Raw genomic sequence first — 22,314 nt, 5'->3', positions numbered from 1 at the left:
GTCTTATTCACCAACTGATTCAAGTACCTGTTTTCTTAACGAGTCATGTATCCAGAATCCGGCTTCGGTAGCTAGCCGGTGTATTAATTCTCCAACATTAGTAACTAGCTCAACTTGTTTGGCTAAAACAAGAATACCTAATGTGCCAATAACTGGAACACCAACTGACTTTGCCACAACCCTACCTTTTTTCTCATCGATGATTAACAGATTCGCATTAAGCTCCAAAGCAAGAGTAATTGCTTCTGCTTCACCAGCATCTATTTGCTGATGTATTAAGTTAACATAATCATCGCGTTGAACAGCTCGTACCATCACCCAATTTTGAGACAAAAATTGGTTAACTAACAGTTCATGGCTAGTCAGTTTATGTAATTCTTCAGCTACTGCTTGGGGGATCGCAATTTCGTTGTATAGGGAGGCTAATAGATGAGTATGTTCTATAATCAAGAGATTACTCAGCGTCGTTGTATCACTGACGACGACCATGCTGTGTTTCTCTTAACTTCTGAATCATCTGCAAATCTTCCTGGAAAGCAACTTCGTCATAATTAACCGGAATCTGACGACTAGCTAGCAGAAACTGAAAGCGAATACGATCCGTCTCAGCTAATCGAGCAGCCTGCCCCATCGACAGTTTTCCTTTCTGATAAAGTAATACTGCCAGTTCTGTTTTAACCTCCTCCTCGCTCATGTTCGCTTCGAGAAGTATGTCGTCCGTAATCGTCATAATTATTAACTGATTGCTTACGAATATAGCTAAATAAGCTTAATAGGGTTAGAGAAACGATTGTAATATTTATTCGATGTGTCGGCGGGCAGTAAAAGCGGGACGATCAAGCCGGGGTGGATTATTCAAATCATAGTTAAAGACAACACTATTGAGGTACATAACTGCCCATAGCCGCTCAGCCATTGTTGCGGGCTGGTTTAGGCATGATAGCGTTCGGTGTCTTCGTGTGTTCCAGCATGGAATGCGGTACGATATTGCATGGTTAGAATTAGAATATATAACAAAGCTAACCGGTTATTCTCTTCGATTTTAGTATGTCTGAGACTACGCTGAACGGAGGGGTCAGTTGCTATTATCCAATAATAACAACTCCCGACTACATCTTGTGCAGCCGGGAGTTCATATTTAAAGTTTCTAACCTGTTTAGGAACCACACATCTCACAACCTTCTGGGTCGTCCAGTGAGCAGGTCATAGCGGCATACTGCTGTTCAAGGTCCGTTACCATCGGCACAGGGGTTGGAGTCGCGTTGGTCGCGTGCTCTTTGGCGTACTGTGCGTAATCGAGTGGTTTTTCGACGGGTGCGGTTTCGGCCATGGCTGGCTCCAGTTGTGGCTCGGCTTGTGGCTGAACAACCGTGAACTTGACGGCATCGGCAGCGGCCTTCGTGCGCAGGTAGTACATACCCGTTTTCAGCCCCGCTTTCCAGGCGTAGAAGTGCATCGACGTCAGCTTGCCAAAGTTAGAATCCTGAATGTGGATGTTCAGCGACTGCGACTGGCAGATGTACGCGCCCCGGTCGGCGGCCATATCGATGATATGCTTCTGCTTGATCTCCCAAACTGTCTTGTAAAGATCTTTGATATTCTGCGGAATACCCGGAATCGCCTGAATCGAGCCGTTGGCCAAGATCAGGTTGTTCTTCATGGTATCGTTCCACAGACCCAGCTTCACGAGGTCTTTGAGCAGGTGCTTATTCACGACCACGAACTCGCCTGATAGTACGCGACGGGTGTAGATATTGCTTGTGTAGGGCTCGAAGCACTCGTTGTTCCCCAAAATCTGCGAAGTCGACGCGGTCGGCATTGGAGCCAGCAACAGCGAGTTCCGGACGCCGTGTTCCACTACGTCCTTGCGGAGGCTTTCCCAATCCCAGCGACCTGATTTTGGTTTAGTGCCCCACATGTCGAACTGGAAAATACCCTGCGAAATTGGCGAACCTTTCCAGGTTTCGTATGGACCGTATTCTTTGGCCTGCTCCATCGAAGCCGTCATGGCACCGAAGTAGATCGTCTCGAAAATATCTTCGTTCAGGCGACGCGCTTCATCCGACTCGAACGGCATACGTAACATGATGAACGCATCTGCCAGTCCCTGCACACCCAGGCCAATCGGCCGGTGACGCATATTACTCCTACGAGCCTCCTCAACTGGATAATAGTTGATGTCAATGATCTTGTTGAGGTTACGCGTGGCTGTTCTGGTTACCTCATACAGTTTCTGGTGGTCGAACCGCATCACACCATCTGTACCGCGGGTAATAAACTTCGGCAGCGCAATCGACGCGAGGTTACAAACTGCTACTTCGTCAGGAGCTGTGTACTCGATGATTTCGGTGCACAGGTTCGACGACTTGATGGTGCCCAGGTTCTTCTGGTTCGACTTTTTGTTAGCCGCATCCTTGTACAGCATGTATGGCGTGCCAGTTTCCGTCTGAGACTCCAGAATCTTAAACCACAACTCCTGCGCCTTCACCGTCCGACGGGCGCGGCCTTCGCGTTCGTACCGCTCATACAACGCTTCGAATTCTTCGCCATAGCAGTCGGCCAGACCGGGGCACTCATGCGGACAGAATAGCGACCAAACGTCGTTGTCTTCCACCCGCTTCATGAACAGATCGGGCGTCCAGAGGGCGTAGAACAGGTCACGGGCCCGTACTTCTTCTTTACCCGAGTTCTTTTTCAGATCCAGGAATTCGAAGATGTCGGCATGCCAGGGCTCTAGATAAACGGCAAACGAACCTTTACGCTTACCACCACCCTGATCGACGTAACGAGCTGTGTCGTTGAACACACGTAACATCGGCACAATCCCGTTCGACGTACCGTTAGTGCCCTTGATGTAAGTACCCGTCGCCCGGACGTTGTGGATGCTCAGACCAATGCCACCCGCCGACTGCGAAATTTTAGCGGTTTGCTTCAACGTATCGTAAATACCATCGATCGAGTCGTCCTTCATCGTCAGCAGGAAGCAGCTCGACATCTGCGGCTTCGGTGTTCCGGCGTTGAACAAGGTAGGCGTTGCGTGCGTGAACCACTTTTCACTGAGCAGGTTATACGTTTCAATGGCTGCCTCAACATCGTCCATGTGAATGCCTACGGCAACCCGCATCAGCATGTGCTGCGGACGCTCAGCAATCCGGCCGTCGATTTTCAACAGATACGACTTCTCAAGGGTCTTGTACCCAAAGTAATCATAGCCATAATCGCGGTCGTAGATAATCGTAGAATCCAGCAGGGCGGCATTATTGCGAACAACGTCATATACCTCCCGCGAGATCAACGACGCGTTTTCACCAGTCTTCGGATCTTCGTACAAGTACAGTTTCTTGATGGTACCGGAAAACGATTTGTTCGTTTCCTTGTGCAGGTTCGAGATGGCAATCCGGGCGGCCAGAATGGCGTAGTCCGGGTGCTTGGTTGTCATCGAAGCGGCAGTTTCGGCGGCTAGGTTGTCTAGTTCCGTCGTTTTGACGCCGTCGTAAAGGCCGTTTACAACCTTCATAGCGACCTCAACAGGCTGCACGTAGGCGGGATCAAGGCCATAGCATAACTTCTCAATCCTGGCGGTAATTTTATCGAACTTGACCGACTCCCGGCGTCCATCGCGTTTAATTACATACATGAGCGTTTGAGCTAGTGTTAATATATAGGAAAAATGGTATATGCAGTAAATATTGATTCGTTCGTTACGTTCAGATCAGCCCGACTGGCGTGGTCAATCCGTTAAATTTGGCTCTCGCGAGAACGCGACTGCGTTCTAAAGTTCTGCTGAAATAGACGGAAAAGCAACCGGGAAGGTTCACCGGTTTTTGCTTGTCTTAGAAAAATAGAAAGCTGCGAATCGGTTAAGAAATTGTTAAGCCGTAAGCCTTAGTGACTTAACAATACCCCATTGCAGGCCTAGTCTAAGAAATTAAAAAGAGCGAATTTACTGATCGGTGTGCGGAGGCCAACACTTGCCGACCGCACAGTTTGAGGAAGTGATTATGTGCTTAAATGTAGGAAGACATACTCGAAAAGCAAGCCGCCAGAGAACTCTTATTAGGCAATGGCACTAGTTTATAGTGCTGATTATCAACACAGAAAAGATCAGACAAAAAGACTTGCCAATCCATTATAAACGCCGTACCTTTGCAATCCTTTTCGGACGGAAACCGAGAAGATGACAAGAAACTGAGCATTAGACCATGAAAAAGGGCATTCACCCGGAGTACCGCGATGTGGTATTCCACGACCTGTCGAGCGACTACAAATTTCTGACCCGCTCAACGGTTCAAACCAGAGATACAATCGAGTTTGAGGGCCAAACGTACCCACTCGTTAAGATTGAAGTTAGCTCGCAGTCGCACCCATTCTACACGGGTAAGAACGTACTGCTCGATACGGCCGGCCGTGTGGACAAGTTCCGCAAGCGCTACGGTACCAAGTAATTCGATTTCTGTACGAATTACCCCAAACTCCCCCGTCACGTCAATCGCGTCGGGGGAGTTTTTTTGTGCCCTCTGCAGTACCTTTACTGCATGAGCTTTATCCAGACAGACACGTTTATCCTACGTGGCTACGAGTGTGATGCATTCGGTCGAATGAGTATACCGGCTTTAATGAATCTGATGCAGGAGTCGGCCAATCGCAACGCCATTGACTACGGCATCGGCATTGCTGACCTGGCGCAACGAGGCTTTGGCTGGATGCTGATGCGCTTTCGGTTACGGGTTCATCAGTACCCGCGCTACGGCCAGACGATTCGGGTGATGACCTATCCCACATCGGTCGAAAAATTCTTTATTCATCGCGATTTTCGAGTGCTTACCGAGGATGGGACCTTACTGGCTGATGCGGTAAGCACCTGGCTTGTGTTCTCGATCGATAAACGTACCATGGTTCCTCTACCCGACTTTATCAGGCAGTTAGCAGTGCCTTCGGGCGTTGAGCCATTGCCTAAACTGTCTCTCAAACCCGATTTCCAGAACGCTTCCTTCGAAGGTATTGCCGATAGGCAGGTCGAAGTAGGCTGGCTTAGTATTGATCAGAATCAGCACGTCAATAATGTAGCGTACGTGCAGTGGCTGCTCGAAGCGGTTGACAATGAGACGCTGCAAACGCGGGAATTAGCCGAAATTGATTTAGTTTTCCGAACAGAAAGTCATTGGCGGGATCAATTGCGGATACAGTCGGCGGACGAAACGGAGTCTAGTATGCTTCATCGGATTGAGCAGGTCGACTCAGGCAAAGACGTACTGCTGGCCCGCACCCGGTGGACGTAGTATATTCGTTACCTTAACCTCCTTGCTAACAAAATAGGCATGACCACTTCACCAACTAAAATTCAGACAGCAGAAGCCGTCCTGAACGGTTTAATGCGCCGGTACAGCGAACGCGTTCCGGATGTACAAAACGTAATCGATTCCATGATCGATGGAGGCATTGTTCAGTCGGCGGATGAAATCGAAAATGATCATATCGCTTTCCGGACAATGGGCGTACCGAACCTGGGATTAGCTTCGTTCGAGAAGATATTCATGCACTACGGCTACGAAAGGCGCGATGAATACAACTTCACCGAGAAGAAGCTAACGGCGTATTGGTACGCGCCACCCAAACCTAGTTTTCCTCGTATTTTCGCTAGTGAACTGCGCGTGCAGGAACTGTCCGACGAAGCCCAGCAAATTGTCCACCGCTACACAGATACCGTAACGAGTGATCCCGTTGACGACCTCGACCTAGACGATGCCGGGGCAGTTGACCAGTTTCTGCACCAGCCCCTTTGGACCACACCCACCCTCAGCGATTACAAAACACTGCTGGCTGAAAGCGAATATGCCGCCTGGGTAATTTACAACCGTTATTACCTCAACCACTTCACCATCAGTGTGCATAACCTCAAACCCGGTTATAACACAATCGATGAGTTCGTGGCTTTTCTGCAAGCCAGAGGCTTCAAACTCAATTCAGCAGGTGGCACGATTAAGGTAAGTCCGGATGGTGATCTACGGCAGGCTTCAACCGTAGCCCAACTGATTGATGCCGATTTTGCGGACGGTGATACGTTCCGAATTGCGGGCTCTTACGTCGAATTTGCCGAGCGTCGGATATTACCCCAGTTCAACCATCTTCCGGCCGAGGAGATCACCCGTGCCCATCGGCGCGAAGGTTTTGAAACCGGCAATGCCGATAAAATCTTCGAAAGTACATTTACGACGCAAACGGACCGATAAAAGACGACCCGCTCCTAACTCTTAACCACCATGAAAACGCGTGTAATCTCATTAATTGCCGGACTCCTGCTGACGACCGCAGCGCTGGCTCAAAAACCAGCGCCTGTCGGCATCCAGTTATACAGTTTTCGCAGCCAGTTTGCCAAAGACGTTCCAGGCACAATGGCCAAGGTGAAGCAGATGGGGTTTCGCGAAGCCGAAATTGCTGGCACCTACGGACTCAGCCTCACCGACTTCCGGAAGCTGCTCGATCAGAACGGCATCAAAGCCATTAGCACCGGAGCCAGTTTTGAAGACCTCGACTCAAACGTCCCTAAAATAATTGCCGAAGCGAAGGCATTAGGCGCGAAATACGTTACCTGCGCCTGGATTCCCCACCCAGGTGATGCATTTCGTATTCAGGATGCAGATCAGGCAATCGACGTATTCAATACGGCTGGAAAACTGCTGGCCGATAACGGCCTTATATTTTGCTACCACACCCACGGTTACGAGTTTCAGACGTATCAGGACGGTACATTCTTCGATTACCTGGCCGAAAACTTCGACCCCAAATACGTTAATTTTGAGATGGATGTATTCTGGGTAAAATCGCCCGGTTACAACCCCGTCGCCTTGCTACAGAAGTACCCGAAACGCTTCCCGCTCATGCACCTGAAAGACCGTAAGCCGGGCACCCCTGACAGCAACAATGGCCGCGCCGACGTAGAGTCGAACGTAACATTAGGGCAGGGCGACATCGGCATTGCCGACATTATGAAGCAAGCTAAAAAGTCGGGCGTCAAGCATTTCTTCATCGAAGATGAATCGTCGCGATCGATGGACCAGGTACCCGCCAGCCTCACCTTTCTATCGGGTTTAAAGTAACCCTACTTGCGGGCCTCAAACCGTATAATAAACGGTTCATTCGTTTGCGGGTCCGTCTCGGCTACGTTGAAGTTAATCGTGGAGCCATCGGCAGTGCCTAACGACGTATCGTCCAGATACAGCCCGTACGAGTTGCCGGTTTGACGTACCTCAACGCTATCAATTGGCAACGTGCTGTCCGTAGCTCCGGTTTGCTTAAGCGTTAATAGTAGGTTGACGAAGTTTGACGTGCTCCGGGCTGCGGTGAGCGTTCCGGAAACGGATATGCCCTGACTGGAAGCGGGCAAGGTAGGCAGATTTATGGTGTCGGCTCCATCAATATATAGAAACGACCGGATCGTATAATTGCCGGATACAGCCGTTGCCGGATCGTTCGGCGCAGGATCATTGTCTTTCTTACAGGCAGCAAAGGCAAGTACAGTCAAGACGAAAAGAATACTCTTTTTCATAACAGTTTGGTAATCGGTTTATTGCTAAACGCCAATTACCCTACTGCAACTGTAGATTATTTTAAATACCGAGGCAACGGTCTTGTCGAGCCTCCTGCTTAAAAGCAGTACGTATACACCCGTTCGGCTAGTTGCTGCACATCCGCAAATTCGTGAAAAGCACTGATCACAATTCGGGTATTCGCCCGATCAGCCGCCGTTGGGTAAGCGAATGAATAGATAAAAATGTTGTGCGCCAACAGATGAGGATACAAGTCGTCCTGTTCGGTAAAGAAAACCGGATAACCCATTGCATGGCGAAACAGGCCAGTGGGGAGCAGCAGCTTTTCGGCCAGCAGCACGTTTTGTTGAAGGCGCTCCCGTCCTTCGGTATACAAATGGTCGGCTTTTAGGTAAGCATCCAGGTAGGCAGGTGGTATGGGGGAACACGCACCAAAAAACGCGGATTGGCGTAACTCTGCAATCAGCTTGGAGTCGCCCAGCACAGCCCCGCCCGGTAATCCCATCGCCTTGGCTAATGACGCCGTCACCAGCAAGCGCAGTTGCTTCCCAGAGGTATCTGTTTTTTGAGGAATCTGCGGCCATATACCCCGACCGTCGTTCAGCACTCCCAAGCCATGCGAATCGTCAACAATGAGGGTTATGGGCAATTCAGCGGGTAACGTATCGACCCAGTCGAACGCATAATAGTCCGAACAAACCGCATCGAGTGAGTTGACGAACACGGCAATGGGTTGTTCCGGATGATTCTCACGGGCAATGGCTCTTAACTGCCCGGGCAACTGCGCTACCCAGTCCGCAAACGACGCCGTTGGCAACGTAACAGTAGGCTGATTCCAGAGAGCCGGGTGCGCCTTTGGCCCGTAGACGAATACGTGATTTTGCCCTTCCAATAAACGAACAACGGCCTGACCAGCCATCATTCCGGACGATAGCGTCAAGGCAGCGGGTGCCCCAACGAACGCAGCCAGCTTTGCTTCGGCTTCCTCATACACGCCAATCCGGAGATTCCCGTTCCGCGAGCTTCCGAAAACGCTCCCGTACCGTCGAATACTATCCAGCACCAGTTGCTGAAAAGCAGGGTGTTGTGGCAAGCCCAGGTACGCCGTTCCGCTAAAAAATAAGTAGTTACTCCCGTTATACTGAATCGTACGACCCGGAAGGTGATCGATGGTAAACGTGTCACTCATTACGTTATCGGGATTCACGCACTACCAATTGGGCTCCGGTACCATTTTCCGCAGCGTAAATAACCTGGCCGTAGTTGAACGTAACGCCAGTAGCTGGGTCGTTGGCAATGAGCAGCGAACCATCCAGATCAGCGTAATCGAGCAAGGGCAACAACTGAGCGATGGCCGAAATTCCCACGCTGGACTCAGTCATGCAGCCAACCATAACGCGCAACCCCAGTTCACGGGCACGACGAATCATGCGTCGGGCGGGGGTCAGCCCTCCGCACTTGGTTAGCTTGATGTTTACTCCGTGAAAATAGCCCGCGCACCGATCAACGTCGGCCTCAACAATGCAGCTTTCATCGGCCATGACCGGCAAGGCACTCTGGTCAAACACCGCTTTAGCACCCGCCCAGTCGTTAGCCGGAAGCGGCTGCTCAATAAACTCAACGCCTAAGTCTGCTAGAACCCGCGATTTGGCGATGGCATCGGCCGCTTCCCACCCACAGTTGGCGTCAATCCGAAACAATGCATCTGTATGATGACGTAACAGCTTCACTACGTCCAGATCGGTTTCCGGGCGGCCTAACTTGATTTTGTACAAGGGCCAGGGCCATTCCTGCATCTTTTCGAGCATTCGCTCGGGCGTATCTAAACCGATGGTGTAATTCGTCAGAGGACTAGTAGCGGGATCAAGGTTCCAGAGCTTATACAGGGGTTGCTCCTGCTTCTTCGCCCACAGGTCCCAGGCGGCCTGGTCCAGCGCACATAACGCAAACGGATGCTGCGCCAGATGGGGCTGCATATCGGCCCAGAACGCTTCCGGATCGGTTAGGGTATACGATTCAATACGTTCCCGAAGTGCTTCAAGAGCGGCAATCATGCCATCAATGGTGATCCCGTAATAACGCGTAGCTGTTGCTTCGCCAAAGCCGCTGTAGACGCTGTCACGTAGCTCTACGAGTAAGGTCGGCTGTACATCACGACTATCGTGAGCAATGGTAAACGTATGTTTTAAACGAAGATCAACGCGGTGAAAAAGCAACTCCATGAATGTGATCGCAACAAGAATAACGTAAGAAGTTCGGGTGTAAAGGTACAGGTTTATCCAAACTCCTTACGTGCTGTTCTACGTTCAATCACAACTGGACTAATCCATGCCGAACGGCTTCAATGACCATTCCGACGCGGGTTCGGACGCCCATTTTCTGGAAGACGACCTCTCGATAACCGTCTACTGTGCGCGGGCTAACGCACATCCGATCAGCGATGTCATTGTAAGTCAGTTCACTACAGGCCATCTTCAAAAAATCGTATTCACGATTATTGAGGTTAAACGAGCCTAAGGGGTTGGAGGTGTGGGAAGTACTCAAGTTACCAATCAGTTTAGTGGTTAAAAAATCGGTGTAGAAAAATCCTTTTGTCATTACGTCGCTCAGGGCCTGTCGCAGCTCAGATGGTCGGCTGCCTTTCAATAGATAACCCCGCGCGCCACTTCGGATCATACGCACAATTGATTCCTCCTTGTCGGTCATGGACAAGGCTAACACGCGAACAGTTGGATAATGCTGACGGAGCTGGGCGGCCGTTTCGAAGCCATCCATAACGGGCATACTTAAATCGACAAGGGCAATGTCGGGAACGGGCCCCCGACGAATTCGATCGAGCAACTCGCGGCCGTTTTCGACCACAAACACAACCTCGTACCCCTCAAACTTTCGGATTAATTCAGACATAGCTTCGGCGACCAACTGGTGGTCATCGGCTATAGCAATGGTGGTGGACATGAAAACAGGGTAGTATGAGGTTATTAGCTGAAAAGTAGGCAGTTACATCAACAAATACAATACCCCGATCAGGGTATTTTTACTCATTAAACTCACAACATTTTAAACGGTATGGTTACGTGGCAATTTAATTTGCAGGGAGGTTCCGTTACCGGGCTTACTTTGTATCAAACATTCTCCCCCCAGCAGCGTAGCCCGGCGGTGCAAATTTCGCAAACCCGAGCCTATCTGATCAATGCTGCGACCCGCTGATTCGTTAATCACAAATCCGACGCCATCATCAACGACTGAGACAGAAAGCGTCGTTTTTTGATAGTCGAGCAATACGGTTAACGCCTGGGCTTTTGCGTGTTTAAGCGCATTATTCAGTGCTTCCTGTATCATTCGGAACACAATCACATCGCTATCTGCCCCTAATGAATAAGGCTCGCCGGTTACCTGAAGCGTTGTTTGCTGACGACCAACATGACGAATCCGCTCCAGTTCAAACGCAAGGCTATCGCGCAGACCGAAGTGACGAACCGTATCATGATCCAGAGTTTTTGCCAGTGTTCGTACATCGGTGATGATGGTACTGACCAGATCACGCGTTTGCTGTACCGAACCCTGGGCATCGGGGTCAGTCACTTCATCCTCAAGGTTATTCAAGCGCATGACCGCCACCGTTAAGAGCTGACCGATATGATCGTGCAGTTCCTGGCCGATCTGCTGAAGAGTCTGGTTCTGGGTTTCTAGCTGTGATTGAAGAAGTTCCTGTTGGTATACGCTCCGGAGCTGCTCTTTCTCGCTCAGGTAACGCTGGTACTGGCGCCGATGCAGGAACACGAACAGGATCGGAGTCACTGAAATAAGAAATAGGAAGGCAGTCGCCAGCATGACGATTTCTATTCCCCCGGTGAAGTTTTGCATCGTAGTCCGACAAAGAAATATACGCACATTATCAGAAATACTACGTTATGAACCCTCCATATTACGACGATGTTAGCAACATTCATCTTAGTTAAAGCATTGTACGTCAAGAATATAAAGAAGTTACTGGTATAATAGGTGAACAGCCCGTTGACATACCAGAAATTGCGAACCGTCAGGATGTTTTCTGTCGGTTGCTGCGACAATTGCTTCGTGTAGTATACTATACAATAGAGGGTCATTAACAGACTAACCAGGCCAAACGATGACGAATCAAACGTAGCCGTTGTGGAAGCCGTTTGGGTAGTACTCAATACGTTTACCTGATAAAGCAGCGTGCTCAATAGCAGCAGCCAGGTAAAATACCGATTTGAATAAAGCTTTATAAAAAACTGGGAGAGCAGGAAATTGGTCCAGGCGAAGTTGAGCGAGTACGCGAATAGGTTGTCCCGTTTCAACTCATTCAGGAAATTAGCGTATCCGTTAAACAGGAACTGACAACCCAAGTAGTACAGGATATAATCTCTCCTCCCCCAACCCATCGAGGTCAGAGCAAGTACTAGTAAAAACAAAGGAGGAACAGTATCGAGGTAATCAATTACTCGGGCAAGTGTATGCCACATTGCTCGCTGGGCGGCTAGTTTATATACCGGTAAAAATACGCATTAATCGCAACCGGGCGGGCGAGGACAGCCGCCTATTTCTCGAGTCGTCATCTCGTTCACGGCTCGCTCGCAGTAAGCGGTTATGTAAGCCGGGAACGAATCGCCGGTTTTGTGATCAAACCGTAATCTGACCACGACATTGCCTTCGTCAGCTTCACCTGAACTGTCGATCAGCTGCTTCATCTCGGCTTTTTTGAATACAAATTCCAGCATATTACTTATCAATTTTTCGGGTAAGGATTATTCATAGTAAAATAGGATTAAAGTGGTTAATTTAAAAGCCTAGAGTATTACATCGGACAATAACCTTAAGCCAACAATTTGACTATCAGTAAATTATATTCTTATAAAAATAACTATCTGCTTAAATACGGGAAATTTCCCGTATTTAAATACCGCTTTTTTCCGGTCTTTTTCAGGCGCATTCCCCCTACTTTTTCAACTACGAAGCTGCGAGCTTTGTAACGCTTATTCTATTCACATTCATTTATGTTCCCTTCCCAAACAGATTCGCCGGACCTTGGTCCGGCGATCTGACTTTTAGGGCCTTGGCATCTCTTCCCGCCCTATTACCGCTACGTTCGCTCTACTCTTTATCCAGTTTTTTTACGGCTTTTAAATCCGAACCCGCCAGCACCTGCGTAAGTCTGTCCGTTGATCGATCACACATAACAACTTTTTTCTCAATTCAACTGAACACAGACAAATGAAAACGTTCAAATTCGTTTTTTCGCTACTTGCTTTACTTACAGCCGCTCAGGTTTCGTTCGCTCAAGAAAAAACCGTAACGGTCGGTGGTGCTCCCATGTATCCATCGAAGAATATTGTTGAAAATGCAGTGAACTCGAAGGATCACACCACACTGGTAGCGGCTGTTAAAGCGGCTGGCCTGGTAGAAACTCTTCAGGGCGCTGGTCCATTCACGGTATTTGCTCCTACAAACAAGGCGTTTGACAAATTGCCTAAGGGCACGGTAGAAACGCTGGTAAAGCCAGAAAACAAAGCTACGTTGACCAGCATCCTGACCTACCACGTTGTATCGGGTAAGATGAGCGCGGCCGACCTGATGAAAGCAATTGCTGATGGGGGTGGTAAAGCAACCCTGACAACCGTAGCAGGTGGTACGCTGACCGCGATGCAGAAAGGCAAGAAAATCGAGCTGACCGACGCGAAAGGCGGTATGGCAACGGTAACAATTCCTGACGTCAACCAGTCGAACGGCGTTATCCACGTTATCGATACGGTTCTGCTGCCTCAGTAAGCATCCATCATGTTTATATCAGAAAAGCCCGGCTGATTATTCAGCCGGGCTTTTTTAATTACGTCATTCACCCAGAGTTACGCATCGTAGCTCAGCACGGGCGACAGCCATCTTTCGATTTCTTCGACGGGCATATCTTTCCGCATGGCATAATCCAGGACCTGATCTTTGTTGATCTTACCAACGGCAAAATATTTCGATTCAGGGTGTGAGAAGTAGAAACCACTTACCGACGAAGCCGGGTACATGGCATAACTTTCGGTTAGTTCAATCCCGATCTTATTGGCGTCCAGCAACTCGAACAACGTACCTTTCTCGGTATGATCCGGGCAGGCCGGATAACCTGGGGCTGGCCGAATGCCCTGGTATTTTTCTTTAATTAACTCTTCGTTACTCAGACGTTCATCGGTAGCATACGGCCAGAATTCTTTACGTACCCGTTCGTGCATCCGTTCAGCAAAGGCTTCGGCTAGCCGGTCGGCAATAGCCTTGACCATGATGCTGTTATAATCGTCGTGGTCACGCTCGTATTTTTCGAGCAACGCTTCGATACCGATGCCAGCCGTTACGGCAAACCCGCCAATGTAATCTTCACGGCCACTCTCCAGCGGAGCGATGAAATCAGACAGACAGAAGTTCGGCAAACCCGGTGCCTTTTGATTCTGCTGGCGCAGGAAGTGCAACACCGTTTTGGTATCGTAGATCAGCTCACCTGCTGAGCTAACCGCAGTCTGCGATTGCGCCCGCGAGATTTTGTATTCGATATGACTGTGCGATCCGTGCCGTTCGCAGGGAATTTCACGCGTATACTCTTCAAAATCGTGAAGTAATACGTCGTCATCCGCTGAGTTAGCGGGGAAAAAGCCAACAACGGCCTTTGCCTTCAACAACTTATTATCAATAATTTCCTGCAGCAACTGGCTCGCATCGTTAAAGAGTTTGCGCGCTTCGGAACCAACTACAGCGTCTTCAAAAATGGCTGGGTACTTTCCGTGCAATTGCCAGGTCTGGAAGAAAGGCGTCCAGTCAATATACTTGGCCAACTCTTCTATAGAATACTCCTCAAAATAACGATTACCCAGGAACGCAGGTTTAGTTGGCTCGAACTTGCTCCAGTCAATAACGGTGCGATTGTCGCGGGCCTTCTCGATGGTCAGGCTGGCTTTGTCCTGCCGACGCCGGGCGTGATCCTCACGAAGCTTTACGTATTCAGCTTTTATTTCCCGGAAGATGTCATCTCGAACCGTATGGTTTTCATTGTTCAGCCGACCAGCTACGGGCACACTCCGGCTCGCATCGAGCACGTGAACAACAGGGCCAGAGTAATGCGGGTCAATTTTGACGGCCGTGTGAATCCGCGATGTAGTAGCCCCCCCAATGAGCAGTGGAATGGTAAACCCTTGCCGCTCCATTTCCTTGGCCACACCAACCATTTCGTCAAGCGAAGGCGTAATTAAACCGCTCAGACCGATAATGTCCACGTTCTGTTTACGCGCTTCTTCGAGAATCTTCTGGGTCGGCACCATCACCCCGAGGTCGATGATCTCGTAGTTGTTACAGCCGAGTACTACGCCAACGATATTCTTGCCAATGTCGTGAACGTCACCTTTTACGGTTGCCAGGAGAATTTTACCGGCAACCTGTGTGCTACCGCTCTTCTCTTTTTCAGCCTCAATGAACGGAAACAAATAGGCTACGGCTTTTTTCATGACCCGCGCCGATTTCACAACCTGGGGCAGGAACATTTTGCCCTCCCCGAACAGATCGCCCACTACGTTCATACCGTCCATCAACGGACCTTCGATCACTTCGAGGGGGCGCTCAAATTGCTGCCGCGCTTCTTCAACGTCCTGATCGATATAGTCGGTAATGCCTTTAACGAGCGCATGTTTGAGTCGTTCGTTAACGGGTTCCAAGCGCCAGCTTTCATCCTGAACAACTTCCTTGCCTTTCGCTTTTACCGTTTCAGCAAAGTCAACCAGACGCTCCGTAGCATCAGGACGGCGGTTAAGCAGGACGTCTTCACAGCGTTCGAGCAGGTCTTTGGGGATGTTGTCGTACACTTCGAGCTGACCGGCATTTACGATACCCATATCCAGACCAGCTCGGATGGCATGGTACAGAAAAGCTGAGTGCATGGCTTCGCGTACTACGTCATTGCCCCGGAAACTGAACGAAATGTTCGATACGCCCCCGCTTACTTTGGCCAGTGGTAGGTTTTGCTTAATCCAGCGCGTGGCATTGATAAAGTCAACGGCGTAATTGTTGTGCTCTTCGATACCCGTTGCAACGGTCAGGATGTTGGGGTCGAAAATAATGTCCTGCGGTGGAAACTTAACCTTGTCGACCAGGATACGGTACGCCCGTTCGCAGATCTGAATACGTCGCTCGTAGGAATCGGCCTGGCCGGTTTCGTCAAAGGCCATCACCACGGCAGCTGCCCCATAGCGCTTAACCAGATTAGCCCGCTCGATGAATGCCTCCTCCCCTTCTTTCAACGAAATGGAGTTAACAATGGCTTTTCCCTGCACGCATTTCAGCCCTGCTTCGATCACTTCCCACTTCGAGGAATCGACCATGATCGGCACACGAGCGATGTCGGGTTCGGCAGCAATCAGGTTCAGGAAGGTCGTCATGGCCTCCACCGAATCAAGCATACCTTCGTCCATGTTGACGTCGATCACCTGCGCTCCGCCCTCGACCTGACCACGGGCAATACTCAACGCTTCGTCGTAATTACCTTCCTTGATGAGTCGGGCAAACTTCTTCGAACCCGTTACGTTCGTGCGCTCGCCAACGTTGAGGAAGTTAGTTTGCTCCGTAATTTTTAGCGGCTCCAGACCGCTCAGCTTCTGATACGGTTCAGGTTGCGGTAATTGCCGGGGCGGGTATTTAGCGGCCACCTGCGCAATCGCCTGGATGTGATCCGGCGTAGAGCCACAGCAACCACCTACTATATTGACGAAACTATCCCGAATGAAGCCTTCGATTTGATCAGCCATTTCATCGGGTGTTTGGTCATATTCCCCAAATTCGTTGGGCAGACCAGCATTTGGATAGGCCGACGTATAGAACGGAGATTCCTTTGCTAACGTCTGTACATATGGACGTAATAGCTCTGCCCCCATCGCACAGTTTAACCCAACGCTGAGCAGGGGCAGATGTGACACAGAATACAAAAATGCTTCGGTTGTCTGCCCTGACAACGTGCGTCCGGAAGCATCCGTAATTGTTCCCGACACCATAATAGGCAGCGACGTTTGGCCTTTTTCGGCAAAATACCGATCAATGGCAAATAGCGCGGCCTTGGCATTAAGGGTATCGGTAATGGTTTCGACCAGTAATAGATCAGCACCCCCTTCTACCAATCCACTAACCTGCGTGTAGAACGCTTCGACTAACTGGTCGAACGTAATGGCACGATAGCCAGGATTGTTCACATCGGGCGACATCGAAGCCAACCGGTTGGTCGGCCCCATCGCTCCGGCCACGAACCGGGGCTTTTCGGGATTCTGACGGGTATACTCATCGGCTACTTCTTTGGCAATCCGTGCTGATTCATAATTCAGTTCATAGACCAGATCCTCCATATAGTAATCGGCCATAGCAACTGTCGTACTACTGAAGGTATTAGTCTCTATAATGTCAGCGCCTGCGTCAAGATACTTACGGTGGATTTCCTGAATAACCACCGGTTTGGTAATCGACAATAAGTCATTGTTACCTTTAATGTCGTGCGGGAAGTCTTTAAACCGCTCTCCCCGATAATCAGCGTCGGTGAGGTTATAGCGTTGGATCATCGTCCCCATCGCGCCATCAAGCACGAGGATACGTTCCTGGAGAAGGTTTGTAATCGATTTCAAGCGATACAACAAGTTATAGCGTAGAACGAAACAAACACGAATGTTTGCACCGAAATGATATTGGTTCTAAAACGAAGGCTTATCAGAAACAGGCGAAGGCAGCGGAAACGCTAACTTATCTGTCCCCACATCTATCTGGGGTGGAACGCGGCACCTTTTCCGGTAAGCGGCTGGTTGCCAAGACATCATCGGGTCCAATCCCTCCGTCTTTCTTGATAAGCATTTTAGCAAAGGTACAGAATCTCGTCATAGTCGCCAAAAATGCGTTACTTTTGACCCGAACAAAAGAGTGAATGAGTGTATAAAACGTTCGCTCTTTCACGCTTTACACAATGAAACTGGCAGCCATCGATATCGGTTCCAACGCAGCCCGTCTGCAAATCTCAACGGTATTACATAATGACGACGTTGTTAGCTTTAAACGCGTCGAATACGTACGATTTCCGCTCCGACTCGGCCACGACGTCTTTAACTTCGGCGAGTTAACGTCCGAAAGTGAAGCACGAACGGCTAAGCTCATGCAGGTTTATAAGCTGCTGATGGAACTGCATGAAGTAGAATGTTATATGGCGTGTGCTACGTCGGCTATGCGCGAGGCCTCCAACGGTCACGAGATTGCTAAACGTATCGAAGCATCAACCGGCGTAAAAATTCACATCATCGACGGTCAGAAAGAAGCTGAACTCATCAATAACGTAGTGGTTCAGGCGCTGGACGACCGTCAGTTCCTGCACATTGATGTTGGCGGGGGCAGCACCGAACTGAACATCTATAAAAACCGGCAAAAAATCAATTCGAAATCCTTCAAGATCGGATCCGTACGACTGCTGGAAGGCAAAGAGACCAAAGGAGCGTGGCGAAAAATTGAAGATTGGGTCGAAGAGAACGTAGACTCCTTGCAGGAAGTAACGGCCGTCGGTACGGGCGGCAACATCAGCAAGTTGTTTAATCTGGCCGCTAAAACGGGCGAAGTGGATACTACGCGGGAGGAGATTGAACGGGTTCGTAATTACATCGCCGGCTTTAGTCTGGAAGACCGAATCAATAAACTTCGCCTGAACGCCGACCGCGCCGACGTAATCGTGCCTGCTGCCGACATTTACATTTCGGTCATGAAATGGGCCGGAGCCTCCCGCATCATTGTGCCTGATCTGGGCTTAAAGGATGGGATAATCCAGTTGGTTTATTCTAACTATCGGAAAAAGAAGCGCGTTTAACCGATTCAAAAGCGTTGGGCACAGAAACGGCTTTTTACACGATAGTTGGCCAACATAGCCCTTCGGCTCCTCCTCAATTCTGGCAAACCGGTTTTCTGTTCAATGACCCGGCTCACATCCGTCAGCAAGGTCAGCGGCCGTTTTACACGGTAAGTGCACTGAACAAGGCTACGCAGCTAGCCGAAGCCCGCTGCACCATTTTTTGGGAGCCAACCGCAACGGTTAGTCCGCTGGCCGCTCCGTTTGGCTCCATCGAATTTGCCTCGAATCTACCCGATGCGGTGCTCCTTGATCTCCTGACGGCGCTAATCGAAACAAGTAAAAAAGCGGGGGCCAGTACGTTGCGGCTCGTCAACTACCCCCGCTGTTACGCCCCTGAACAAACCGACCGATTGCACCAACTTTTTGCGGAACAAGGCTTTTGTACGGTGTCTACTCACCCGACATTTTACATTCCGGTTTCACACAAACCTTTCGAGGCTCACCTGGCCCAGTCGGAACGCAGACGGTTGAGAAAATGCCAGCGTGCCGGCTTTCAGTTTATACACTGGCAAGATCCGGACATGGATGCCGCTATTACGTTTCTTGGCACTACGTATCAACAGCGCGGCTACCGGCTCAGCATTACGCCCGAACGATTAAAAGACGTATTGTATCAGTTTCGGGATCAGTTTTCAGTATTTGCCGTGATGAACTACGAACGAATAGCCGCTCTTGTGATTACGGTACGTGTATCCGACACTATTCTGTATAGCTTTCTTCCCGGATCTCATGCCGATTATCGAACCTACAGCCCAATGGTTATGCTCATTGATGGACTGTACCGTTACTGCCAGCAGCTAGGGATCAGCCTGCTCGATTTGGGTCTATCCGTAGACGGTAACCAGCTGCCGAAACCCAGCTTAATCCAGTTCAAACGTAACCTTGGTGCCCAGGAATCACCCAAGCTGGTCGTTGAGAAAAGATTATGAGTCAGGCGCTTCCTGTGCCGAAACTTCGCCCCGTGCCGGTCTGCCTTTTTTTGTGTTATTTTGTATAAAAAAAAGAGGCACTTGTTCCGTGCCGACCGAATGATTGAGTCCATTTACAATTCTGCCCGTCAGTTTCTGAGCGAGCTCTTTGCCTCGCTGCTGTCGTTGGTAAAGGTTGCCCTGCGCAGCCGCCATGCTACTCACTTGCCCGCCCGCCAGTTACCGACTTGTTCGGTGTTGGGCAATGGCCCTTCGCTGAACGAATCGCTGGAGCAGCATTTTGAGTTTATTAAAACTACCGAGATTGTCTGCGTCAATAACTTTGCGCATGCGCCAATTTTTGTGGAGCTGAAGCCGCAGCATTACGTTATTTCTGATCCAAACTACTTTTTGTATACAGAGAAAACCACTGACCGTGACGATATCCGGCGAACGCTCAGCGTGTTTCTGGAACAGGTAAACTGGCCGATGACGTTGTATGTACCGCACTTCGCGAAAGGCTCGTACTTACTCCGGCAGATTGCCCAGGGCAACTCAGTAATTCAGGTAATTTACTTTAACTATACCGTTGTCAGTGGATTTCAATCGTTAATGCATTGGCTATACGCTAGAGGATTAGGTATGCCTCGGGCTCAGACGGTTATTATTGCGGCCCTGACGTTAATGATCAACCGACGATTCAACACAATTTATCTGTTCGGGGCTGATACGTCATGGCACGAGCAGATCCGGCTCGACGAGAAAAACCAGTTGCTGATTAAGCAAATCCATTTCTACGACAAGCCGAAAGATGTTCGTCATGAGCCCGTTTATTCGGATGCGCAGCGGCAACGTACGTTCTCGATGGCGTCACAATTTTTATCTCTGCACAAAGTGTTTCGAGGATATGAAGTGCTACGCAACTACGCCGACCACATGGGTGTTACTATCTTAAATGCCAGCGCCAAAAGCTACATCGACGCCTTTGAGCGAATTACAATAGGACAGGCCGTAACCCGATCCGTTGGCTAGTAGCTTGTACATGTTACTTGGTTGATCGGTTCGACTGTCTGACTCACTAACTGATTTTTATGCTTGACTTAACGAATAAATCAATTCTGATTACGGGCGGTACCGGCTCGTTCGGCAAGAAGTTTGTCGAAATGGTATACCAGCGGTATCCAAACCTGAAACGACTGGTTGTGTATTCCCGCGACGAACTGAAGCAGTTCGAGATGTCGCAGCACTATCCGCAGTCGAAATACAAATCCATCCGGTTTTTCATTGGCGACGTGCGCGACGGTGAACGCCTGAAGCGGGCTTGTGAAGGGGTTGATATTATTATTCACGCAGCTGCGCTAAAGCAGGTACCAGCGGCCGAGTATAACCCGATGGAGTGCATCAAAACCAACGTATTTGGGGCCGAAAACGTCATCAATGCAGCCCTGGATAATGGGGTTCAACGGGTTGTAGCCCTGTCAACCGATAAAGCGGCCGCTCCGATCAATCTGTATGGAGCTACGAAGCTTTGCTCCGACAAACTGTTCGTGGCCGCCAACAATATGAAAGGCAGCCGCGACCTACGTTTTTCGGTAGTTCGCTATGGCAACGTCATCGGGTCGCGCGGATCGGTCGTACCTTTCTTTTTAGAAAAGCGGAAAGACGGTGTACTTCCTATTACGCACCCTGACATGACTCGCTTCAATATCTCGCTCGAAGAAGGCGTTGAGATGGTGTTGTATGCGCTGGAACATGCCTGGGGTGGAGAGGTTTTCGTTCCCAAAATTCCATCGTACCGAATCACAGACGTAGCTACGGCCATCGGTCCAGATTGCGAGCAACGTATCGTTGGTATTCGTCCCGGCGAAAAACTACATGAGGAGATGATTACTGAAACCGACTCGCTGAACACCATCGAGACGGACAAATACTACGTGATTACACCGTCTACACCAACCTGGAGTATGGATGACTATGTGAAAGCATTCAACGGACGGGTCACCGAAATGGGCTTCAAGTACAACTCGGGTACCAACGTCGACTGGTTGAACGTAGAGCAGCTACGCGATCAGATTCGGGAGCACGTCGATCCAAATTTTTCCATTTAGTCCTTTACGCTTTCCGCCTAGTTTAGCTTTAACTAAACCTTTATGAGTACCTTTGCATTAAGGAAAGTGCAGGCAGTTAATGCTAAACAGGAGTTAGACGAATTAGTGATAGATGAGATTGGGCAACTGACTCTATTCGAAGAGTTGTTACAAAAAACGGATAAGCGCTTTTTAAGTGAGTATAGAACGTTGCTCACCTATATGGAATACATTGCTAACGGCAACTCATTACCTGATACGAAGTTCAGAGACGTAACTCCAGAAGGTGTAGTCGTTAAAGAGTACGAGTTCAAATCGAAACACTTACGCGTTTACGCCATAAAAAAGTCTAACGGAAAAATTATAATTCTGGGCGGTTTTAAGACAACTCAGAAAGCCGACTTCAAACGCTTCCGGTCTTTGAAAGAACAGTACTTAAATTCGCTTTAGCCATGACCAGAGAAGAATTACTTGGAAGTAGAGAATATTGGATTACTAAGATTCAGCTGGATCTATACAGCCAGATTGAGCAGTACATGAACGAGCAGGGAATATCTCGTGCTCAATTAGCTGATCAGTTAAATGTAACCAAGGGGTACGTCTCTCAGTTGTTGAATGGCGACTTCGACCATAAGATCAGCAAACTAGTTGATTTGGCCCTGGCAATCGGCAAAGTTCCTCAAATTCAGTATTCAGACTTGCAGGAATGTACCGTTGAAGACAACCGCAGATCCAATAATTCTCCGTATGTATTCAAGGCGGTATATCGAGTTAATCAACTTCAAGATCTACCTTATTCGAGTTCGAGCGAAGATGATAAGTATAGCCAAGATTTGAGAGTGCAGACTGCCTAGCTT

At 49.4% G+C, this 22,314-nt stretch carries 22 protein-coding genes and 1 riboswitch; of the genes, 11 read left to right on the top strand and 11 right to left on the bottom strand.

Annotated elements, in window-relative coordinates; genetic code table 11:
- Positions 1 to 3: 3 nt before the first annotated feature.
- The 3 genes from ACYVIY_RS02505 to ACYVIY_RS02495 all read right to left on the bottom strand — a co-directional run bounded on the left by ACYVIY_RS02505 (position 4) and on the right by ACYVIY_RS02495 (position 3,637).
- The gene (locus ACYVIY_RS02505; RefSeq protein ID WP_460974678.1) at positions 4 to 489 is read right to left on the bottom strand and encodes a DUF3368 domain-containing protein; all 486 of its coding nucleotides are present in this window, start codon (positions 487 to 489) and stop codon (positions 4 to 6) included.
- Entirely contained in the window at positions 473 to 730 is a 258-nt protein-coding gene (locus ACYVIY_RS02500; RefSeq protein WP_460974677.1) for a UPF0175 family protein, read from the bottom strand. The genes ACYVIY_RS02505 and ACYVIY_RS02500 overlap by 17 nt, the downstream gene beginning before the upstream one ends.
- Before the next feature lie 426 nt (positions 731 to 1,156).
- The gene (locus ACYVIY_RS02495; protein ID WP_460974676.1) at positions 1,157 to 3,637 is read right to left on the bottom strand and encodes a ribonucleoside-diphosphate reductase subunit alpha; all 2,481 of its coding nucleotides are present in this window, start codon (positions 3,635 to 3,637) and stop codon (positions 1,157 to 1,159) included.
- A gap of 565 nt (positions 3,638 to 4,202) precedes the next feature.
- On the opposite strand from ACYVIY_RS02495, the gene ACYVIY_RS02490 reads away from it, so the two are divergent.
- From ACYVIY_RS02490 to ACYVIY_RS02475, 4 genes are all read left to right on the top strand, one after another.
- On the top strand, positions 4,203 to 4,445 hold the full coding sequence (locus ACYVIY_RS02490; RefSeq protein WP_460974675.1) for a type B 50S ribosomal protein L31: 243 nt from the start codon (positions 4,203 to 4,205) through the stop codon (positions 4,443 to 4,445).
- Between the two features lie 90 nt (positions 4,446 to 4,535).
- Positions 4,536 to 5,279, top strand: coding sequence for an acyl-[acyl-carrier-protein] thioesterase (locus ACYVIY_RS02485; protein ID WP_460974674.1), 744 nt, complete (start codon positions 4,536 to 4,538; stop codon positions 5,277 to 5,279).
- 39 nt (positions 5,280 to 5,318) lie between these two features.
- On the top strand, positions 5,319 to 6,230 hold the full coding sequence (locus ACYVIY_RS02480) for a 2-oxoadipate dioxygenase/decarboxylase family protein (RefSeq protein WP_460974673.1): 912 nt from the start codon (positions 5,319 to 5,321) through the stop codon (positions 6,228 to 6,230).
- Between the two features lie 30 nt (positions 6,231 to 6,260).
- Entirely contained in the window at positions 6,261 to 7,097 is an 837-nt protein-coding gene (locus ACYVIY_RS02475; protein ID WP_460974672.1) for a sugar phosphate isomerase/epimerase family protein, read from the top strand.
- 2 nt (positions 7,098 to 7,099) lie between these two features.
- Here the strand turns inward: ACYVIY_RS02475 and ACYVIY_RS02470 are convergent, their stop codons facing one another.
- From ACYVIY_RS02470 to ACYVIY_RS02440, 7 genes are all read right to left on the bottom strand, one after another.
- Positions 7,100 to 7,546, bottom strand: coding sequence for a hypothetical protein (locus ACYVIY_RS02470; protein WP_460974671.1), 447 nt, complete (start codon positions 7,544 to 7,546; stop codon positions 7,100 to 7,102).
- Between the two features lie 98 nt (positions 7,547 to 7,644).
- Positions 7,645 to 8,736, bottom strand: coding sequence for an aminotransferase class I/II-fold pyridoxal phosphate-dependent enzyme (locus ACYVIY_RS02465; RefSeq protein ID WP_460974670.1), 1,092 nt, complete (start codon positions 8,734 to 8,736; stop codon positions 7,645 to 7,647).
- A gap of 4 nt (positions 8,737 to 8,740) precedes the next feature.
- Positions 8,741 to 9,769 (bottom strand): dipeptide epimerase, encoded by a 1,029-nt coding sequence (locus ACYVIY_RS02460; protein WP_460974669.1) that lies wholly within the window; start codon positions 9,767 to 9,769, stop codon positions 8,741 to 8,743.
- Between the two features lie 88 nt (positions 9,770 to 9,857).
- A complete protein-coding gene (locus ACYVIY_RS02455) occupies positions 9,858 to 10,505 on the bottom strand; it encodes a response regulator (protein WP_460974668.1) in 648 nt (215 codons plus the stop codon).
- 102 nt (positions 10,506 to 10,607) lie between these two features.
- Complete coding sequence (locus ACYVIY_RS02450) at positions 10,608 to 11,414, bottom strand: sensor histidine kinase (RefSeq protein ID WP_460974667.1); 807 nt, start codon at positions 11,412 to 11,414, stop codon at positions 10,608 to 10,610.
- Positions 11,390 to 12,037, bottom strand: coding sequence for a hypothetical protein (locus ACYVIY_RS02445; RefSeq protein ID WP_460974666.1), 648 nt, complete (start codon positions 12,035 to 12,037; stop codon positions 11,390 to 11,392). The genes ACYVIY_RS02450 and ACYVIY_RS02445 overlap by 25 nt, the downstream gene beginning before the upstream one ends.
- A 42-nt stretch (positions 12,038 to 12,079) precedes the next feature.
- Entirely contained in the window at positions 12,080 to 12,292 is a 213-nt protein-coding gene (locus ACYVIY_RS02440; protein ID WP_460974665.1) for a hypothetical protein, read from the bottom strand.
- 493 nt (positions 12,293 to 12,785) lie between these two features.
- Between ACYVIY_RS02440 and ACYVIY_RS02435 the strand changes: the two genes are divergently transcribed.
- Positions 12,786 to 13,340, top strand: a complete 555-nt coding sequence (locus ACYVIY_RS02435; RefSeq protein WP_460974664.1) for a fasciclin domain-containing protein — start codon at positions 12,786 to 12,788, stop codon at positions 13,338 to 13,340.
- 77 nt (positions 13,341 to 13,417) lie between these two features.
- Here ACYVIY_RS02435 and metH read toward each other — a convergent pair whose 3' ends face one another.
- Complete coding sequence (metH, locus tag ACYVIY_RS02430; protein ID WP_460974663.1) at positions 13,418 to 17,203, bottom strand: methionine synthase; 3,786 nt, start codon at positions 17,201 to 17,203, stop codon at positions 13,418 to 13,420.
- A gap of 112 nt (positions 17,204 to 17,315) precedes the next feature.
- Positions 17,316 to 17,425: riboswitch (SAM riboswitch) on the bottom strand.
- Positions 17,426 to 17,535: 110 nt separating this feature from the next.
- Here metH and ACYVIY_RS02425 point away from each other — a divergent pair.
- The 6 genes from ACYVIY_RS02425 to ACYVIY_RS02400 all read left to right on the top strand — a co-directional run bounded on the left by ACYVIY_RS02425 (position 17,536) and on the right by ACYVIY_RS02400 (position 22,311).
- Positions 17,536 to 18,420 (top strand): Ppx/GppA phosphatase family protein, encoded by an 885-nt coding sequence (locus ACYVIY_RS02425; protein WP_460974662.1) that lies wholly within the window; start codon positions 17,536 to 17,538, stop codon positions 18,418 to 18,420.
- Positions 18,421 to 18,434: 14 nt separating this feature from the next.
- Entirely contained in the window at positions 18,435 to 19,391 is a 957-nt protein-coding gene (locus ACYVIY_RS02420) for a GNAT family N-acetyltransferase (RefSeq protein ID WP_460974661.1), read from the top strand.
- A 99-nt stretch (positions 19,392 to 19,490) separates the two neighbouring features.
- A complete protein-coding gene (locus ACYVIY_RS02415) occupies positions 19,491 to 20,402 on the top strand; it encodes a hypothetical protein (protein ID WP_460974660.1) in 912 nt (303 codons plus the stop codon).
- Between the two features lie 59 nt (positions 20,403 to 20,461).
- Complete coding sequence (gene pseB, locus ACYVIY_RS02410; RefSeq protein WP_460974659.1) at positions 20,462 to 21,478, top strand: UDP-N-acetylglucosamine 4,6-dehydratase (inverting); 1,017 nt, start codon at positions 20,462 to 20,464, stop codon at positions 21,476 to 21,478.
- Positions 21,479 to 21,520: 42 nt separating this feature from the next.
- The gene (locus tag ACYVIY_RS02405; protein WP_460974658.1) at positions 21,521 to 21,907 is read left to right on the top strand and encodes a hypothetical protein; all 387 of its coding nucleotides are present in this window, start codon (positions 21,521 to 21,523) and stop codon (positions 21,905 to 21,907) included.
- A 2-nt stretch (positions 21,908 to 21,909) separates the two neighbouring features.
- The gene (locus tag ACYVIY_RS02400; protein WP_460974657.1) at positions 21,910 to 22,311 is read left to right on the top strand and encodes a helix-turn-helix domain-containing protein; all 402 of its coding nucleotides are present in this window, start codon (positions 21,910 to 21,912) and stop codon (positions 22,309 to 22,311) included.
- Positions 22,312 to 22,314 lie beyond the last annotated feature (3 nt).

The sequence above is a fragment of the Spirosoma knui genome (assembly GCF_054780635.1).
Note: the sequence above shows the minus strand (reverse complement) of the source record. Positions and strands in the feature narration are given on the sequence as shown.

Excerpts from the sequence above, each read along its gene's own strand:
- ACYVIY_RS02505 (WP_460974678.1), bottom strand. The coding sequence starts at position 489 with ATGGTCGTCGTCAGTGATACAACGACGCTGAGTAATCTCTTGATTATA.
- ACYVIY_RS02500 (WP_460974677.1), bottom strand. The coding sequence starts at position 730 with ATGACGATTACGGACGACATACTTCTCGAAGCGAACATGAGCGAGGAG.
- ACYVIY_RS02495 (WP_460974676.1), bottom strand. The coding sequence starts at position 3,637 with ATGTATGTAATTAAACGCGATGGACGCCGGGAGTCGGTCAAGTTCGAT.
- ACYVIY_RS02490 (WP_460974675.1), top strand. The coding sequence starts at position 4,203 with ATGAAAAAGGGCATTCACCCGGAGTACCGCGATGTGGTATTCCACGAC.
- ACYVIY_RS02485 (WP_460974674.1), top strand. The coding sequence starts at position 4,536 with ATGAGCTTTATCCAGACAGACACGTTTATCCTACGTGGCTACGAGTGT.
- ACYVIY_RS02480 (WP_460974673.1), top strand. The coding sequence starts at position 5,319 with ATGACCACTTCACCAACTAAAATTCAGACAGCAGAAGCCGTCCTGAAC.
- ACYVIY_RS02475 (WP_460974672.1), top strand. The coding sequence starts at position 6,261 with ATGAAAACGCGTGTAATCTCATTAATTGCCGGACTCCTGCTGACGACC.
- ACYVIY_RS02470 (WP_460974671.1), bottom strand. The coding sequence starts at position 7,546 with ATGAAAAAGAGTATTCTTTTCGTCTTGACTGTACTTGCCTTTGCTGCC.
- ACYVIY_RS02465 (WP_460974670.1), bottom strand. The coding sequence starts at position 8,736 with ATGAGTGACACGTTTACCATCGATCACCTTCCGGGTCGTACGATTCAG.
- ACYVIY_RS02460 (WP_460974669.1), bottom strand. The coding sequence starts at position 9,769 with ATGGAGTTGCTTTTTCACCGCGTTGATCTTCGTTTAAAACATACGTTT.
- ACYVIY_RS02455 (WP_460974668.1), bottom strand. The coding sequence starts at position 10,505 with ATGTCCACCACCATTGCTATAGCCGATGACCACCAGTTGGTCGCCGAA.
- ACYVIY_RS02450 (WP_460974667.1), bottom strand. The coding sequence starts at position 11,414 with ATGCAAAACTTCACCGGGGGAATAGAAATCGTCATGCTGGCGACTGCC.
- ACYVIY_RS02445 (WP_460974666.1), bottom strand. The coding sequence starts at position 12,037 with ATGTGGCATACACTTGCCCGAGTAATTGATTACCTCGATACTGTTCCT.
- ACYVIY_RS02440 (WP_460974665.1), bottom strand. The coding sequence starts at position 12,292 with ATGCTGGAATTTGTATTCAAAAAAGCCGAGATGAAGCAGCTGATCGAC.
- ACYVIY_RS02435 (WP_460974664.1), top strand. The coding sequence starts at position 12,786 with ATGAAAACGTTCAAATTCGTTTTTTCGCTACTTGCTTTACTTACAGCC.
- ACYVIY_RS02425 (WP_460974662.1), top strand. The coding sequence starts at position 17,536 with ATGAAACTGGCAGCCATCGATATCGGTTCCAACGCAGCCCGTCTGCAA.
- ACYVIY_RS02415 (WP_460974660.1), top strand. The coding sequence starts at position 19,491 with ATGATTGAGTCCATTTACAATTCTGCCCGTCAGTTTCTGAGCGAGCTC.
- pseB (WP_460974659.1), top strand. The coding sequence starts at position 20,462 with ATGCTTGACTTAACGAATAAATCAATTCTGATTACGGGCGGTACCGGC.
- ACYVIY_RS02405 (WP_460974658.1), top strand. The coding sequence starts at position 21,521 with ATGAGTACCTTTGCATTAAGGAAAGTGCAGGCAGTTAATGCTAAACAG.
- ACYVIY_RS02400 (WP_460974657.1), top strand. The coding sequence starts at position 21,910 with ATGACCAGAGAAGAATTACTTGGAAGTAGAGAATATTGGATTACTAAG.